At 66.1% G+C, this 14,937-nt stretch carries 16 protein-coding genes; 11 read left to right on the forward strand and 5 right to left on the reverse strand.

The features are described 5' to 3' along the window. The first annotated feature begins 42 nt into the window (after positions 1–42). The 6 genes from N2L00_RS14925 to N2L00_RS14950 all read left to right on the forward strand — a co-directional run bounded on the left by N2L00_RS14925 (position 43) and on the right by N2L00_RS14950 (position 5,865). Positions 43–921, forward strand: a complete 879-nt coding sequence (locus N2L00_RS14925; RefSeq protein ID WP_255862353.1) for an SIS domain-containing protein — start codon at positions 43–45, stop codon at positions 919–921. Between the two features lie 88 nt (positions 922–1,009). Next, positions 1,010–1,927: a 1-phosphofructokinase family hexose kinase gene (locus N2L00_RS14930; RefSeq protein ID WP_255862352.1), complete on the forward strand. Its 918-nt coding sequence runs from the start codon at positions 1,010–1,012 to the stop codon at positions 1,925–1,927. 48 nt (positions 1,928–1,975) lie between these two features. After that, a complete protein-coding gene (locus N2L00_RS14935; protein ID WP_255765301.1) occupies positions 1,976–2,809 on the forward strand; it encodes a class II fructose-bisphosphate aldolase in 834 nt (277 codons plus the stop codon). 127 nt (positions 2,810–2,936) lie between these two features. Further along, positions 2,937–3,926, forward strand: coding sequence for a glycosyltransferase family 2 protein (locus N2L00_RS14940; RefSeq protein ID WP_255765302.1), 990 nt, complete (start codon positions 2,937–2,939; stop codon positions 3,924–3,926). 148 nt (positions 3,927–4,074) lie between these two features. After that, a complete protein-coding gene (locus N2L00_RS14945) occupies positions 4,075–5,076 on the forward strand; it encodes an acetamidase/formamidase family protein (protein ID WP_255765303.1) in 1,002 nt (333 codons plus the stop codon). Between the two features lie 27 nt (positions 5,077–5,103). Then, positions 5,104–5,865, forward strand: a complete 762-nt coding sequence (locus N2L00_RS14950; RefSeq protein ID WP_255862351.1) for an SDR family NAD(P)-dependent oxidoreductase — start codon at positions 5,104–5,106, stop codon at positions 5,863–5,865. A gap of 54 nt (positions 5,866–5,919) precedes the next feature. Here the strand turns inward: N2L00_RS14950 and N2L00_RS14955 are convergent, their stop codons facing one another. Further along, positions 5,920–6,876 carry a lantibiotic dehydratase C-terminal domain-containing protein gene (locus N2L00_RS14955; RefSeq protein WP_255862350.1) on the reverse strand — a complete coding sequence of 319 codons (957 nt, stop codon included), beginning with the start codon at positions 6,874–6,876 and terminating at the stop codon, positions 5,920–5,922. 354 nt (positions 6,877–7,230) lie between these two features. Here N2L00_RS14955 and N2L00_RS14960 point away from each other — a divergent pair, with 354 nt between their 5' ends. Continuing rightward, a complete protein-coding gene (locus N2L00_RS14960; protein WP_255862349.1) occupies positions 7,231–7,869 on the forward strand; it encodes a bifunctional 2-polyprenyl-6-hydroxyphenol methylase/3-demethylubiquinol 3-O-methyltransferase UbiG in 639 nt (212 codons plus the stop codon). Between the two features lie 13 nt (positions 7,870–7,882). Here N2L00_RS14960 and N2L00_RS14965 read toward each other — a convergent pair whose 3' ends face one another. The 3 genes from N2L00_RS14965 to N2L00_RS14975 form a co-directional block, all read right to left on the reverse strand. Continuing rightward, a complete protein-coding gene (locus N2L00_RS14965) occupies positions 7,883–9,031 on the reverse strand; it encodes a Vms1/Ankzf1 family peptidyl-tRNA hydrolase (protein ID WP_255867092.1) in 1,149 nt (382 codons plus the stop codon). Between the two features lie 118 nt (positions 9,032–9,149). Further along, a complete protein-coding gene (locus N2L00_RS14970) occupies positions 9,150–9,719 on the reverse strand; it encodes a sugar O-acetyltransferase (RefSeq protein ID WP_255862348.1) in 570 nt (189 codons plus the stop codon). A gap of 161 nt (positions 9,720–9,880) precedes the next feature. Continuing rightward, entirely contained in the window at positions 9,881–10,648 is a 768-nt protein-coding gene (locus tag N2L00_RS14975; protein WP_255862347.1) for an Ltp family lipoprotein, read from the reverse strand. A gap of 270 nt (positions 10,649–10,918) precedes the next feature. Here N2L00_RS14975 and N2L00_RS14980 point away from each other — a divergent pair, with 270 nt between their 5' ends. Beyond that, on the forward strand, positions 10,919–11,380 hold the full coding sequence (locus tag N2L00_RS14980) for a hypothetical protein (RefSeq protein WP_260554388.1): 462 nt from the start codon (positions 10,919–10,921) through the stop codon (positions 11,378–11,380). Between the two features lie 42 nt (positions 11,381–11,422). Here N2L00_RS14980 and N2L00_RS14985 read toward each other — a convergent pair whose 3' ends face one another. After that, the gene (locus N2L00_RS14985) at positions 11,423–12,169 is read right to left on the reverse strand and encodes a TetR/AcrR family transcriptional regulator C-terminal domain-containing protein (RefSeq protein WP_255862345.1); all 747 of its coding nucleotides are present in this window, start codon (positions 12,167–12,169) and stop codon (positions 11,423–11,425) included. A gap of 57 nt (positions 12,170–12,226) precedes the next feature. On the opposite strand from N2L00_RS14985, the gene N2L00_RS14990 reads away from it, so the two are divergent. From N2L00_RS14990 to N2L00_RS15000, 3 genes are all read left to right on the forward strand, one after another. Beyond that, positions 12,227–12,943, forward strand: a complete 717-nt coding sequence (locus tag N2L00_RS14990; RefSeq protein ID WP_255765312.1) for a DUF4386 domain-containing protein — start codon at positions 12,227–12,229, stop codon at positions 12,941–12,943. 83 nt (positions 12,944–13,026) lie between these two features. After that, complete coding sequence (locus N2L00_RS14995) at positions 13,027–14,067, forward strand: FAD-dependent monooxygenase (RefSeq protein ID WP_255862344.1); 1,041 nt, start codon at positions 13,027–13,029, stop codon at positions 14,065–14,067. Positions 14,068–14,142: 75 nt separating this feature from the next. Then, positions 14,143–14,928, forward strand: coding sequence for an NADPH-dependent F420 reductase (locus N2L00_RS15000; RefSeq protein WP_255862343.1), 786 nt, complete (start codon positions 14,143–14,145; stop codon positions 14,926–14,928). Positions 14,929–14,937 lie beyond the last annotated feature (9 nt).

A 14,937-nucleotide genomic window follows, 5' to 3' on the forward strand; every position in this document is an offset into this window, starting at 1 on the left:
AATCTTAGTTTGTTCAGCGCCCCCTGTGACCGAAAGAAGCCCATGCCTGCCACCTTCGTAGAAGCAGAGATTGCCTCCCAACCCGACACCTGGAGGCTCGCTGCCCAGTTGGTGCCCGAGATCGCCGAGAGGCTTCCCCGCAGCGGCGAGCGGGTTGCCGTCATCGGATGCGGGACCAGCTGGTTCATGGCCATGTCCTACGCCGTGCTGCGTGAGAAGGCAGGACACGGCGTGACCGACGCCTATGCCGGAAGTGAATACCCCGCCGGCCGGGACTACGACCGGGTAATCGCCATCTCCCGCTCAGGCACCACCACGGAGATCGTGGATCTGCTGAAATCACTGGGGTCGACCCCCACCACGCTGATCACGGCCGTGGCCGATTCCCCCGCCGGGGCCGCGGCGGATTCCGTTATCGCCCTGCCGTTCGCCGACGAGCAGTCCGTGGTGCAGACCCGGTTCGCCACCTCGGTGCTGACTCTGCTGCGCGTCCATCTCGGCGAAGACATCGAGCTCCTGCTCACCGACGTGCAGACAGCGCTGAGCATTCCGGTTGATGAACTGCTCCCCGCGGGCCAATGCACGTTCGTCGGCCGCGGCTTCGCAGTCGGCCTCACGTATGAAGCTGCCCTGAAAACCCGCGAGTCCGCGCAGTTCTGGGCGGAGTCTTACCCGGCCATGGATTACCGGCACGGGCCGATCTCGATTGCCGAGCCCGGCCGGCTGGTCTGGAGCCTGGGCGAACCCCCGGCCGGGCTGGCCGAAGAGGTTGCCGCGACGGGTGCCAGATTCCTGCACCACGATCTGGACCCGCAGGCCGGGCTGGTGGTGGCGCAACGCTTCGCCGTGGGCCTGGCGAAGTCCCGCGGCCTTGACCCCGACCATCCCCGCTCGCTGACCCGCTCCGTTGTCCTGACATGACCGCGGCGGGAAGCAGCCTGCGCGGCGGGGCGGCCGGCGGCTTCGGGGCGCGGGAGTCCGGGGTCGTGTCCGCGCTGAGGGCCGGGCCGTGGCGCGCGTAGTCGTGATCACGCCGCACCCGGCGGTGGATGTCACCTACAACGTGGCACGGCAGGTGCTCGGCGAGACCGTGCGTGTCCTGCGCGTGCGGCGTCGTGCCGGCGGCAAGGGCATCAACGTGGTGCAGGTGCTCCGGCAGTTGGGGGTGGATGCCTTGGCCGTGCAGCCGCTCGGCGGCGCCGCCGGGGAGTCGATCCGCAGGCAGCTCGCCGATGACGGAGTAGCGGCCGTAAACATTGATGCCGCCCATGAGACCCGCACGACGGTTGCAGTTGTTGACGACCTGGCGCATCCGACGCTCTATGCCGAACCCGGCGGCTCCCTCGGCCCACGGGGCTGGGACCTTCTTCTGGCTGCGGCCGCGGAGAACTGCGAACCCGGCGGCTTCCTCGTCATCGCCGGATCCTTCCCGCCCGGCACCACGCCCCGCCAGGTCGCCTCGCTGGTGGCAGCGGGCCGGACCGCGGGAGCATTCGTCATTGTCGATGCCCGGGGACCGGCTTTGGTTGCCGCGGCCGGCGCCGGGGCCCATCTGGTGAAGCCCAACGAGGCAGAGCTGCTCGAGGCCACGGGATCCGCAGACCTCGAGTCGGGCATTGCCCGGTTGCTGGAGCAGGGCGCCGGGAGCGTTATCGCCTCGAGGGGCGCGGCAGGCCTCATCCTCGCCTCCAGCGACGGAACCCGTGAATCCCAGCCGGGCGTGCCTGGCGTTTCGGGCAATCCGACCGGGGCCGGAGACGCAACGACCGCCGGCCTCGTGGCGGCACTTGTGGGCGGCGCGACCCTGCCGGAGGCGCTTCGACGGGCCGCCGTCGTCGGCGCCGCCGCGGTGCTCGCTCCGACAGCGGGAGCGATTGATCCCGCCCACCTCACCCTGCTCAGCGAACGCCTTGAGGCGCACCGCTAGGCGCCATGCCATTCACCCTCCCGCCCACTATCGACCCCTGGGGTATTCATGAACTCGTCCACTGAACTCGACCTCGTGGCCAACGCCAGCGCGGCCCGCCAGGGAATCGGCGCCTTCAACGTGGTGCTGCTTGAGCATGCGGAGGCCATCGTGGCCGGAGCTGAGCGGGCGGGCCGGCCGGTGATTCTTCAGATCAGCCAAAACACGGTCAGTTACCACGGGTCCTTTGAACCCATCATGGCGGCAAGCCTGGCCATTGCGCGCACGGCAAGCGTGCCGGCAATCGTGCACCTCGACCATGCCGAAGACCTTCAGCTTGTGTACACCGCCGTCGAATTCGGGGTGCAGAGCGTGATGTTTGACGGTTCCACCCTCGATTATGAGGAGAACGTGGCAACTACCCGCAAAGTCGTTGAGTTCTGCCACGATCATGGGGTCTTCGTGGAAGCCGAGCTGGGCGAGGTCGGCGGAAAGGACGGCGTGCACGCCCCCGGCGCCCGAAGCCGTCCGGACGAGGTAGCCGCCTTTGTGGCCGCCACGGGGGTGGATGCCCTCGCCGTCGCCGTGGGAACCTCACACGCCATGACCGCCCGGGTTGCGACCGTTGACCGCGAGCTCATAGGAGAACTGGCTGCCTGTGCCGGTGTCCCCCTTGTTCTGCACGGCTCCTCCGGATTGAGCGATGAGGAGTTAATCGGCGCCGTCGGTGCCGGGATGACCAAGATCAACATCTCCACCCATCTCAACGGGCTCTTCACCGCGGCGGCCAGGCAGGCGCTCAATGCCGATGCCGCACTTGTTGATCCCCGCAAGTACATCACTCCTGCCCGGAACGCGGTGGCCGGCGAAGTCGCCCGCCTGCTGCGGTTGCTCGCGCCCTGACCGTTCCGCCGGGCCGGTGCAAGGGGCACCACGGCAGTTTGCCGCGTTCGGCCCTCCGCTGGAAATGGGTAAGAATGGCGAGAAGGATAGCCGCTCCCCGCCAACTGTTTCCAAGAAAGAGGCAACCATGCAGATGCGTACCGCCGACGTCGCAATCATCATGCGCACAAAGAACCGCCCGGTTCTGCTGAAGCGTGCAATCGGAGATGTGCTCGACCAGAAATTCCAGAACTGGCATCTCGTCATCGTCAATGACGGCGGCCGGGCGGCCGTGGTCGATGAACTCGTGAATGGCTTCAAGGACAAACTCGAGGACCGGGTGACCGTCATCCACCACGCCACCAGCCGTGGAATGGAAGCCGCTTCGAACGCCGGGATCGCGGCGTCGTCGTCGCAGTATCTGGTAATCCACGACGACGATGACACCTGGCACGCGGATTTCCTCGCCCGGACCGTCGAATACCTGGACAGCAGCACCGACGCCGCGGTGGGGGTGCGGACTGAAATCGTCTACGAGCGCCTGGACGGGGAAACCATCACGGAAACCGGACGTGCACCGTTCGGCCCCGCAGTGCCGGCGCTTTTGCTGGGCGAAATCCTGCGCTACAACCGCTGCGTTCCCATTTCCCTGCTGTACCGGCGCTCACTCCACGAAGAGGTTGGCGGCTTCGATGAGAACCTGACCGCCGTCGGGGATTGGGAATTCCTGCTTCGGGTCATGCAGGTGCACCCCGTCGGGTTCATCGACGGCGAGCCGCTCGCCTTCTGGCGGCAACGTTTGGAGGCCACAGACGAGACCGCGAACAGTGTCCTCGCGGGCAACGAAGCGCATAGGCTCTACGACCGGGTGGTCCGCGACCGTTACCTCCGGGAATATGCGGGCAGCCAGGGCATCGCCCCGTTGCTGCACCTGGAGGGATCAATCGAGGAACACTTCCACCACCTGCACCAGCGGCTCAACTATTCCGAGAGCCTTCTGCACGAGCTGAAGGCCCAAACAGAGAGGGCAGAGGAACGGGCGCGACTTCTGGAAGCCGCAGTCAGCGACGCAAGCCTCGTTAGCCTCATCCGCCGCCGGTACCGCCGTCTCAAGGATCGTTTGCCCTCAAGGGCGTAAGAGACGACGTCCTCGGAGAGCAAGACGCCCGGCGCTCCGGCTACCGGCCCGGTTTCGATGGAAACCGGGCCGGCGCCGCCGCTTCGCCTGGAGCAAGCCCGACGCCGCGTGTATCCAGAACCGGAATCCTTCGATAGCATCCGGCCCCATGGAAATCCTTGAGTACCGCCCGCGTCCGGATCAGCTGGTGTACACCTTCGGCGGGGCTGAGCCCGTGATGACAGTCCGGCCGGGAACCGCGTTGAAGCTCTGGTCCGAGGACGCGTTCAACAACGCGCTGACTTCGGTCGAGGACCTGTCCAGCGAAAAGGTCGACCTCAACTTCGTCAACCCGCAGACCGGGCCGTTCTACGTCGAGGGTGCCGAACCCGGCGATACGCTCGCCCTGCACATCGTGGAGCTGACCCCGGCGCGAAGCTACGGCGCCTCCGCCACCATCCCGTTCTTCGGCGGGCTCACCAGCACCGACCGGACCGCTTTCCTGCAGGATCCGTTGCCGGACACCACCTGGATCTACCACGTGGACTCGGCCCGATCCACCGTCGGTTTCTCCGCCCGGTTCGGGAACTTTGAGGTCGCCCTGCCGCTGGAACCCATGCTGGGAACGGTGGGGGTGGCTCCTCCCGGCGGGGAGGTCCGCTCCTCCCTGGTCCCGGAACGCTTCGGCGGAAACATGGACGCCCCGGAGGTGAAGGCCGGAACCACCGTGTACCTCGGGGTGAACCAGCCGGGCGCACTGTTCTCCATCGGCGACGGGCACTACCGCCAGGGCGAAGGTGAAGCCTGCGGCACCGCCGTGGAAGGGGCCATGCATTCCACGATCCTGGTGGAACTGATCAAGGGCGGCGCCCCGGCCTGGCCGAGGCTGGAAACCGATGCCGAGTGGATGGCCGTCGGTTCGTCCCGGCCCATGGAGGATTCCTGGCGCATCGGCCAGGTGGAGATGGTGCGCTGGTTCGGTGAGCTCTTCGGCCTGCACCAGATGGACGCCTACCAGCTGCTCACCCAGACAGCGCAGGCCCCGATCGCCAACGCCGTGGACGCCAATTACTCCGTGGTGGTCAAGGCACGCAAGGCCCTGTTCCCGCCCGCCACGGCCTACGACGGGCTGCACGCCGACCTGCGCCGGCGCAGCGAAGAACTTCTCTAAGACCCGACAACCCGCTCCGGAGGAATCATGGATCTGCAGTTGAACGGCAAGACGGCACTGGTCACCGGCGGAACCCGCGGAATCGGGCGGGCCATCGTGGAAGCGTTCGCCGCGGAAGGGGCCAACGTGGCCTTCTGTGCCCGGGACGCGGCGGAAATCACCGCTACCGAAACGGCGTTGGCCGGCAGCGGGGTGAAGGTGGAAGGCGCCGTCCTGGACGTGGGCGACGGCGATGCCGTGGCCGCCTGGGTGGATGCCGTCGCCGGACGCTTCGGCGGTTTGGACGCGGTGGTCAGCAACGTCAGCGCCCTGGCCATCGACGACAGCGCCGAATCGTGGGAAGCGTGCCTGCGGGTAGACCTGATGGGCACCGTACGCCTGATGCAGGCTGCGGTCCCGCATGTTGGGCGCAGCGAGTCGCCGTCGCTGGTGGCCATTTCCAGCGTCTCCGGCCGGGAGGTGGATTTCGCGTCCGGCCCGTACGGAACGGTCAAGTCCGCGCTGATCGCCTATATGGCAGGGCTGGCCTTCCAGTTGGCCGGGACAGGGATCCGCGCGAACACGGTGTCGCCGGGCAACACCTATCACGACGGCGGCGTCTGGCAGAGCATGGAACGGAACAGTCCGGAGATGTTCGCCTCGTCCATGGCGCTGAATCCCACCGGGCGGATGGGCAGCGCGCAGGAGGTGGCCGACGTCGTTGTGTTCGTCTCCAGCCCGCGCGCCTCCCGGATGACCGGAGCGAACGTCCTGGCGGACGGCGCCCTCTCCCGGGGGATCCAGTTCTAGGAAATTGTGGTCCCGAGCATAAGCGGTGGCCCCTGGCCGGTGCCGCCTACACCGTCATTTCCTACCCTGCTTCGACGGCTGCGACGAGCTCTCCTCACCGGAATACCGCGCTTCAATATCCTTACTCCAAGCACGCGCGTAGATCCCGAGGGCCCCCTGTTCCCGGAGCGGGAAGCCCAGCTGTTTCAGTGCCAGCTGGCTGGCCCCCGTAGCCAGCTGCTGCGCACTGCGACTGATGCGTTGCTTGTCTGCCCGGTACAAATACTCATCGACGGTCCTTGCCCAGCGCTTCCGCCAGACATCCACTGCCGACTCCGCGGCAAGCGCGGCCATCACCCTGTGCGCGGGCATAACCCGCGGTGCCATCTGCGCCATCGCTGCCCTGCGCGCATGCTCCGACTGCGAGCCAAAAGATCCTGTGCAGGCGTGCAGATGAGCGTTCCAGTAGAAGTCCCAGCTAGTGGTTCTGCGGTCGGGCCAAACAGCGGACCGGGGTCCGCGCATCATGGCGTGGCCGGCGTCGAAGAGAAGCAGGGCAGCCAGCATCGAGCGCATGTTGAGGCGGGGAAAGCGGTTGACTGCCCACAAAGCCAGGTCCGAAGACACCTCGCAAATCCCGGAAGCCAGTTCCAAGCCCTTTGGTCCACCGAACCGGGCAAGCCCCGCTTCCACCACCTCAGGTACCGGTTCGCCCGGCCGTGGTGGATAAATGATGTCCGGCGCCTGTGAGATCTTCACGGAGCCCAGTGTGGCAGCGCTTTCGTCCGCCAGCGCGTGCGCAAACTTCCATAGGCGCTTAACGACGTCGTCGGTGGCAAGCAAATGCAGGAGTACGGCCGGATGGGCGGATTCCAGGTTGCGTGAAAACCGGAACCGGCTCCCCTCCCCGACCCGCAGTTGGGAAGACAGCGGTCCCACAATACGGCGGACTATCTCATCACCCGCATCCCTCCGCTCGGGCTCTATGCTCAGGACGGACCACAGGGTGGTTGTGCTGGCGTGGTGCTGCACAGGACGGGTAGTTGCCTCTCGATGAACAGTGTTTGATTGCACTATGTGGCTCATATCATCCCCAAAATGATCGTCTTGGCTTCTGTAGGTGGGTTCCCACACTGCGTTCCCAACAGGGTGTCGCCAACACTGTGTTGCCAAAATATGAATGTCCATACGGCCTCTAGGAAATTTCATATTTGTGTCAGGGGGGCTTTTCCTTCGCATGCTGAGCGACTATGGGTTTTGCGAACCAGCGACGCCCACTGCACCACACCGGCTTCGGCGCCGTCACCACGTGCAGCGATGCCACCGCCTTGCTGCAGGAGGACACCTCCAGCTAGCTCCGGCGCGGCCCCGGACTACGCTGGAACAATGACACACAGCTTCGGCAAGGACTACTGGGAGCAGCACTGGCACGAGGCCCCGGACACCAACCCGGCCGCCGGCCACCAGCCGCCCGCGAACCCCTACGTGGCGCGCCTCGCGGCGGAGCTCCCGGCAGGCACCGCGCTGGACGCCGGCTGCGGAACGGGCGCGGAAGCCCTGGAACTGGCCGCGCACGGCTGGACGGTAGTGGGTGCGGACGTATCGGCATCTGCCCTCGCCGCAGCGTCCCGGCGTGCCGAAGCGCAGACCCTGTCCGGCAGTGTGGACTGGATCGAGGCGGACCTGGTCTCCTGGGAACCGGGACGCCGCTTTGACCTGGTCACCACCAACTACGCCCACCCGGCGATGCCGCAGCTGACGTTCTATACCCGGGTCGCGGAGTGGGTGGCACCGGGCGGCACCCTCCTGATTGTCGGGCACGCGCACGACGACGAGGCCACCACAGCGCACGGGCACCACCCGCCGGCCGACACGGTCGTGACTGCCGAAGCCATCCGGGCGCTGCTGGATCCGGCGACATGGAGCATCACCGTCGCCGAGGAACATCCGCGCTCCATGACCGCGCCGGACGGCAGCCAGGTCACCTTGCGCGACGTCGTCGTCCAGGCCGTCCGCGAGCGCTAATCCGCGACTGCCCCTAGGTCGCGTTCCTGCCGGGAGCTTCGGGGCCGGTGGGCCAGCGCAGCAGCGCGGCGACGCCGGCTCCGGCGGGCAGGACGCCGTCGGGCACCAGAAGGAGGCGAGCATCGGTCAGGGCCGCCGCGCGCAGCAGGGCCACTGGAGCGGAAACCTTGCCCAGCACGTCTGAGCCCAGCGCCTGCTCCTCCGCAGTGGCCACCCACGGCTCGACGGCGAGGGCCAACAACCGGTGGTCGGCGAGCGCAGTGTCATTCAGGATCAGCATGTCCACCTGCGCCTGTTGAAGGGCCTGGACAACAGCACCGATGCCGGTGGTCGACTCGGGGTTGGCCTGCCCTTGCTGCAGGGCGAGGCGGTCCATGATCTGTTCCTGCTCGTCCGCCCACTGCAGGGCAATCAGTTCCTGGACGCGGTCCTCGAAACCCTCATGATGGGCACCGCCGGTACGGGTATGCGAATCGAGCATGCGGACCAGGTTCCGGTGCGCTTCGGCGAGCTGGTCCTGCACCAGTCCGCGGGCACGGACATCACCGGCGAGCACGATCAGCCGGGCACCGCTGCTGTCCACGATGCTGTCGATCTGGCCGGCGACCTCGTCCGCGTTCCGGCGCCAGATGCCTTCGGTCCTGCGCTGCTGCTTGTCCTGCGCCCAGCCGTCGCCGGCGGAGAGTTTGCGGATGTCCTCGGTGGAGCCTGCGACATCCTGGATGCTGGCGGGACCGGGGCGGCCCACGTGTGCCAGCCGGATCTCGGCGCCTTCCCGCGACACTTCCGCAACGATGTACGGGAATTCTTCCGGACGGTGCTTGAGCAGCGGCAGCAGGTCCGGAACGGGCCCCACGGAAACGTGCTTCGGGCCGACAAGCGGGCCGGGCAGGAGTTCGTTCAGTTCCTCCGTCCCCTGCCGGACTAGGACGAAGCGCGAGACCGGGGCGGGCACGCCGTAGGCAGGAGCCACCGCGGCTTCCATGGCCTCAAGGTCCGCCGGCGGAGCCCCCTTTTCCGCCAGTGCCCTCCGGACAGCGCCCGGGCGGACTTCGGCCGCTTCCCGGCCTTCCACGGTTCCGGCCCCGGCATCGACATAGGCCGCGCACCAGGGTCCTTGTTTCCGGTACAGGTCGGCGTATTTGTGGAGGTGTTCAGTCATGGCGATCTCCATCCCGTACGGGTGTTCCCGCACATCGATTCAATCCGTGCCTCAAGCTAACACCGGCGTTCACGGCAACTAAAGGGCTGCGCCCGCCACACGCCTGCCGCCCGCCGGTCTAATCCGCGAGGTGCCGGAGAACCCGTGCCGGTGACCCGACGGCCAGGGCCCGCGCCGGAACGTCCTTGGTGACGACGGCGCCGGCGGCCACCACGGAATCGTCGCCGATCGTCACCCCCGGCAGGACCGTGACGTTGGAGCCGAGCCAGACGTTCCGGCCGAGCGTGACCGGCGCCGGATGCATGTCCGCCCGGCGTTTCGGTGCCAGATCATGGTTGAGGGTGGCCAGGACAACGTTGTGGCCGATCAGGCAGTCATCGCCGATGCGGATCCCGCCCTGGTCCTGGAACCGGCAGCCGGCGTTAATAAACACCCGTTTCCCCAGGCTGATGTTCTTCCCGAAGTCGGAGGAGAACGGCGGGAACAGGGCGACGGTTTCGTCCACCGGCCTCCCGGTCAGCCGGGAGAGCAGCTCCCGCACCCGGGCCGGTTCGTGGTAGCCGCCGTTGAGCTCGCCGGTAACCTGCAGGGCGGCCTGGCTGGCGTGATGCATGGCTTCATGCAGCGGTGATCCGGCGGTAACGGTTTCGCCTGCGTTGAGCGCCGCGAGCAGTTCCTGGAGGTCCATGGTGCCCCTTGTCGGTTGGCCTACCCGTCCTACCGTTGCACCGGTGCAGCGGGGTGGCAACAGCTCCCGGATCAGCGGGGCGAATGCCGCGGCATTCGCCCCGCCGTCGTCGTCCTCGGGTCGCCAGCCGCCGGCCGGCATCGGAGTTTTGCGGAAGGGGACTACTTCAGGTTCTGAATGGCGTAGTCGGCTTCCTCAGGGGTGAACATTGCGCCGTACATATCGGTGCTGGCGAGGTAATCCCGCAGCTCATCCAGGGGCATCGGGGTTTCCTTCTGCAAAGACTTCGCGGCTTCCAGCGCGTTGGTCTTGTAATCGGCCTTGAGGTTATCGACGGCGTACTGCGCGGCCTCCGGGGTGTACTGGCCGTATTCCCCGCCCAGCTGGTCCTGGATGGCGGCCTTGCTCATGTGCAGGGAGTCGCTGTAGAACGTGGCACTGTTCAGCGCCTGCATATTGTCATTGTTCTTTGGAACGGCAGGAGCAGCTGGTGCCTCCTCGGTCGGTGCGGAGTAGGCCGGGGCCGGGCTGGACAGCGTAGTGCTGTTCGTCTCCGATGCCTTCTGGCTTTCCTGAACAGCCGCGCTAATTGTCGCCGTCATGGTGACAATCATGATCACCGAAACAATGACGTTCAGGACCCACACGATGATGGTGACGATCCACGCCGTCTTCTTGCTCTGCTGATACCCGTCCAGCGGGCGGCCCTGCTTGTCCTTCTGGTTCCCGGTCAGGGTGATGATCAGGTCAACCAGCGTCCAGATGCCGAAACCGCCACCCGTCAGGAGCTTCAGGACACCGGTCCCGATCTTGCCCAGGTAGAACCGGTCGATACCCAGCCCGCCCAGGAAGAGCGCGAGCAGCCATGTCACGACAAAGGACTTCCCGGTGCCGATAACGGGTTTATAGCTTGTTTCGGTAGTGCTCATTAAGGTGTTTGCCTTTTCTGTTATCAGGGTTGTGCTTCAGTAGTCGACGATGTCAAAGCGTCATGTCTTCGCCGCAGCGGAGATTGCAGCTACGGTCGATTCCGAAGTTGCCGCACACCTGGCAAATACCGGAACAATTAGGTCGACCCGGACATATTATCCGACGGAGCACGCCTGCTCTCACGTCGAAAGCGCGGGATCTCCGATAAATTACTGATTGTCGGAGTTTCATGTTGCGATCAGCGATAAAATCAGGGGATATTGAAATCCATGCCTCAAAGCCACCGTATTCTTCAACCGGTGGTCTCCACACCTCGGGTTTCGACGCACGTTACCCCCGACGGCATGTTCGAGTTCGATTACCCCTCCGAATGGTCAGTGGTCTCCAATCCCGCCTCGGGCCCGAACGAAGTGTCCACGTCCCTCATCGTGCAGGATGCGCAAGGAAGGCAGATGGCTGCTTTTGTCGCAGGTTTTCCAGCAGTCAATGACTCGGTGGTCGCCGGGCCTATCGCACCTGTTCCGCTCGAATATCAGAAAATCCCGGGTGAGCAGATTGTCCCAACCCATGAAGGGACGGCAATCGCTTATCACTATGAAACAAGGTTCAACCCGGTCTGTGGCGAAGTGGGTGCTGAAATGAGCATCAATACTTTCAAGTCAGACTTTCCATCCGAGCCTCAAAGCTACCGGGAACAGCAGCTTTTTCGAGGCGTATCAGCGCACTGCTGAGTATCAAGCCGTCAAAGAAATGATGATCTCGCTCCGACGAACCTAGCCGTCCCGCCAGGAGCCCCGCAGGGTTTCGATGCCGTCCAACAGCACGTCGAGCCCGACGTTGAATTCGGCGTCGTAGTCGTAGCCTTGCTTCGCCAGCTCGCCCACCACTTCGAGCAGGTACGGATACCGAGCCGCAACCTCCGCCGATTCCCCGTTGAGAGTGTCGGCGGCGGCCTCGGCCGACTCCTCCGGGGTTTCGAAGGACAGCGTCTTCTGCTGCAGGGCGAAGCCGTACACGTAGGCATCCAGCAGGCTCATGACGTGGACGGCGGCGCGGAACGTGAATCCGCTCTGCCGCAGGCAGCCCAGCATCGCGTTGTGCTGGCGCAGGCTCTCCGGCCCCGGCCGGCCTGCCGCTTCCATCCGCCCCACCGCCCAGCGGTGCGTGACCAATGCGGTCCAGAGGGAGGCGGCGCGATCACGCACGGCCTGTTTCCAGCCGCGCGCACTCTCCGGTTCCGTGACCTCGGCCCAGACCAGGTCCACCATGCCCTCAAGCAGTTCCTGCTTGTTGGCCACGTGCTTGTACAGCGCCATGGGAACCACGCCGAGTTCGTCCGCCAGCGTGCGCATGGTGAAGCCGTCGGTGCCCACCTGGTCAGCCAGTTCGACGCCGGCGCGCAGCACGGCGTCCCGGTTCAGGCGCGGACGCCGCGCGGACGGTTCCTGCTGCCGTGCCTTGGATACCTGTCCCACAGGGCCGCCTTCCCGGAAATCGATGCTTGACAGAGTGTACGACATACACCTAAGTTCATCGCATCCGGTGTACGTCGTACACCTTTGGCCGACAGGAGCGTCATGCAGACCTCTAACCGCACGGCCCGGACCGCCGGGATCCTCTTCCTCCTCACCTTCGCCTCCGCCATCGCCGGGGCCGCACTGTACGCACCGCTGCTCACCGACCCCAACTACCTCGCCGGACCCGGCGCCGACACCCGGATCCTGCTCGGCGCCGTCTGCGAACTGGTGCTGATCGTCGCGAACATCGGGACCGCCGTCGTGCTGTTTCCCGTGCTGCGGCGCTACAGCGAGACTGCCGCTGTCGGCTATGTTGCGGCCCGGATCATGGAGTGCGCGCTTATTGCCTTCGGGATTCTCAGCGTGCTCACCGTGGTGACGCTGCGGCAGACTGGGGGTGCCGACGCCGGGCAATACCTGCCCGTGGCGCGGGCACTGGTGACGGTGCATGACTGGACGTTCCTGCTCGGCCCGGGGTTCGTGGTGGGTATCGGCAACGGCCTGCTGCTCGGGTTCCTGATGTACCGATCGCATCTGGTGCCGCGGCCGATGGCACTGTTCGGCCTGGTCGGCGGTCCGCTGATGTCGCTGTCCGGTATTGCCGTGCTTTTCGGCGCCTACGAACAGTCTTCGGTTCCCTCCGCGCTGGCCACGCTCCCGGAGATCATCTGGGAGGCGTCGCTGGGGATCTACCTGACGGTCGTCGGTTTCCGACGGCCTCGGGAGACCGCCGCGGACCTGGCGGCCGACGTCGACAGCAGGCAGCAGGCGGCGTAGATTCCCGCAGGAACGGAATCACCCTCAGACGGGGGCCACCCCGAGCCCGACGGAACCGGACCATTGATGATGAGGAGACACGCATGCGCGGTTCAGCACTGATCGTCGGAGCGGGTATCGCAGGAACCGCCGTTGCGCGGGGGCTGCTCCGCGCAGGATGGTCGGTCCAGGTGCTCGAACGCGGCGCAAACCTTCCCGGCAGCGGAACGGCGCTGGCCATGTGGCCCGAGGCGATGCGGGCCCTCGACGCATTGGGCGCCGGTGACGCAGTCCGCGCCGGCTCGGTGGTAGAGCAGGGCGCACGGATCCTGAAACCGGACGGCAGCCAGATCGCCGCCATGGGCCGCAGCCGGACCGCCCGCCTGGTGCCGCGCACCGTCCTGCTGGAGGCGTTGGCCGGGGACTTGCCTGCCGGGCTTATCCAATGGAATTCACCGGCTGCAGGGCCCTCAACCCTGCCCTCTGCGGATGTTGTTGTGGCCGCCGACGGAATCTTCAGCCGCCTGCGCACCGCCTGCAACGGAATACCGCCCCGGGCGCTGGGAACAGTGGCCTTTCGCGGCGTTGTACCCGGCCCGGCCGGCGGGGTCAGCGAGACGTGGGGGCGCGGCCGTCTGTTCGGCATTACCCCGCTGGATGCCGGTAGCACCAACTGGTTTGCCTGCCTCCGTTCCACAGACCTTCCTCCGCTGGGTTCCCCGGAGGCTATCGGCGCCCAGGGGGTAGAACTGCTGCGCAGCCTCTACCGCGGGTGGCATCCGGACGTCGCCCGGGTCCTGGGGAAACTGGACGGAAGCCCGATGGATTACCGGGAACTGTTCGACGTTCCGCCGCTCCCGTCCTACGTTTCCGGCAACTTGGCACTGCTGGGCGACGCTGCGCACGGCATGGCGCCGAACCTTGGCCGCGGTGCCTGTGACGCTCTTCTGGACGCGGTGGCCCTGATCGACGCACTCAGTGCGGCTCCCGACGTCACCGCCGGCCTGCAGCGCTACGACGCCGGCCGGCGTCGGCGGGGAAACCTCATGGTCCGGGCGGCACGGCTGCTGAACCGTGTCGCCACGGCCGAGCACTTCACCGGAGCCCGGAACCTCGCGATGTCCGCCGGGGCACGGTTCGCCTAGCACTTTCCGCCCGAAAGCCGCCGTCGGGGGCGCCGCCGTCGACGCCCCGAAGGAATTCCTCCGCAGCACGGGCAGTTGCCTCCTTTAGGGACTGCCGGAGTACACCCGCGCCAGTCCAACGAAACATCATCGAAGGGATACGCCATGCCGACATTGGGCATCATTGGAAGCGGAAACATCGGATCGGCAGTCGCGCGTCTCGCGGTTGCGGCGGGCATGAACGTCGTGATTGCCAACTCGAGGGGACCTGAAACGCTCACGGAACTGGTGGCCGACCTCGGGCCGCTGGCCCAGGCCGGAACGGTGGAAGACGCCGCAAAACTCGGCGACGCCGTCGTGCTTTCCATTCCGTTGAATGCGGTTTCCGCTCTTCCGGATGGATTGCTGGCCGGCAAAATCGTCCTGGACACCAGCAATTACTACCCGTCCCGGGACGGGCGGATCGCCGAGCTTGATGACAGCACGGTGACCACCAGTGAACTGGTGCAGAGCCGGCTTCCCGGGGCGCAGTACGTCAAGGCCTTCAATAACATCCTGGCCCATCACATTCCGCTTCTGGCCCGCCCCGCCGGGTCCGCTGACCGCTCCGCGCTGCCCATCGCCTCCGACGACGACTCAGCCAAGGCCGAGGCGGCCGCACTCATCGACGGACTGGGCTTCGACGTCGTCGACGCCGGCACAGTCGCCGAGAGCTGGAGGTTTGAGCCGGACTCCGCGGGCTACACCCGTCTTTACCTCGCGGATGCCGGCACACCCGATGACCAGCTGATGAGTTCGGTTCCGGGCACAACACCCAAGGCGAAGGTCGAGTCCGCGCTGGCGTCGGCCACCCGGGTGAACGTGGCCGAACGCCTCTTCTAGGCGGGAGCA

The organism is Arthrobacter sp. zg-Y1171 (assembly GCF_025244845.1).
GTDB lineage: Bacteria > Actinomycetota > Actinomycetes > Actinomycetales > Micrococcaceae > Arthrobacter_B.

What these genes read in the sequence shown, in the direction of transcription:
- N2L00_RS14980 (WP_260554388.1), top strand. Translation starts at nt 10,919, where the DNA reads ATGCCTCAAAGCCACCGTATTCTTCAACCGGTGGTCTCCACACCTCGG.
- N2L00_RS14945 (WP_255765303.1), top strand. Translation starts at nt 4,075, where the DNA reads ATGGAAATCCTTGAGTACCGCCCGCGTCCGGATCAGCTGGTGTACACC.
- N2L00_RS14940 (WP_255765302.1), top strand. Translation starts at nt 2,937, where the DNA reads ATGCAGATGCGTACCGCCGACGTCGCAATCATCATGCGCACAAAGAAC.
- N2L00_RS14985 (WP_255862345.1), bottom strand. Translation starts at nt 12,169, where the DNA reads ATGTCGTACACTCTGTCAAGCATCGATTTCCGGGAAGGCGGCCCTGTG.
- N2L00_RS14950 (WP_255862351.1), top strand. Translation starts at nt 5,104, where the DNA reads ATGGATCTGCAGTTGAACGGCAAGACGGCACTGGTCACCGGCGGAACC.
- N2L00_RS14995 (WP_255862344.1), top strand. Translation starts at nt 13,027, where the DNA reads ATGCGCGGTTCAGCACTGATCGTCGGAGCGGGTATCGCAGGAACCGCC.
- N2L00_RS14970 (WP_255862348.1), bottom strand. Translation starts at nt 9,719, where the DNA reads ATGGACCTCCAGGAACTGCTCGCGGCGCTCAACGCAGGCGAAACCGTT.
- N2L00_RS14925 (WP_255862353.1), top strand. Translation starts at nt 43, where the DNA reads ATGCCTGCCACCTTCGTAGAAGCAGAGATTGCCTCCCAACCCGACACC.
- N2L00_RS14990 (WP_255765312.1), top strand. Translation starts at nt 12,227, where the DNA reads ATGCAGACCTCTAACCGCACGGCCCGGACCGCCGGGATCCTCTTCCTC.
- N2L00_RS14965 (WP_255867092.1), bottom strand. Translation starts at nt 9,031, where the DNA reads ATGACTGAACACCTCCACAAATACGCCGACCTGTACCGGAAACAAGGA.
- N2L00_RS14935 (WP_255765301.1), top strand. Translation starts at nt 1,976, where the DNA reads ATGAACTCGTCCACTGAACTCGACCTCGTGGCCAACGCCAGCGCGGCC.
- N2L00_RS14960 (WP_255862349.1), top strand. Translation starts at nt 7,231, where the DNA reads ATGACACACAGCTTCGGCAAGGACTACTGGGAGCAGCACTGGCACGAG.
- N2L00_RS14975 (WP_255862347.1), bottom strand. Translation starts at nt 10,648, where the DNA reads ATGAGCACTACCGAAACAAGCTATAAACCCGTTATCGGCACCGGGAAG.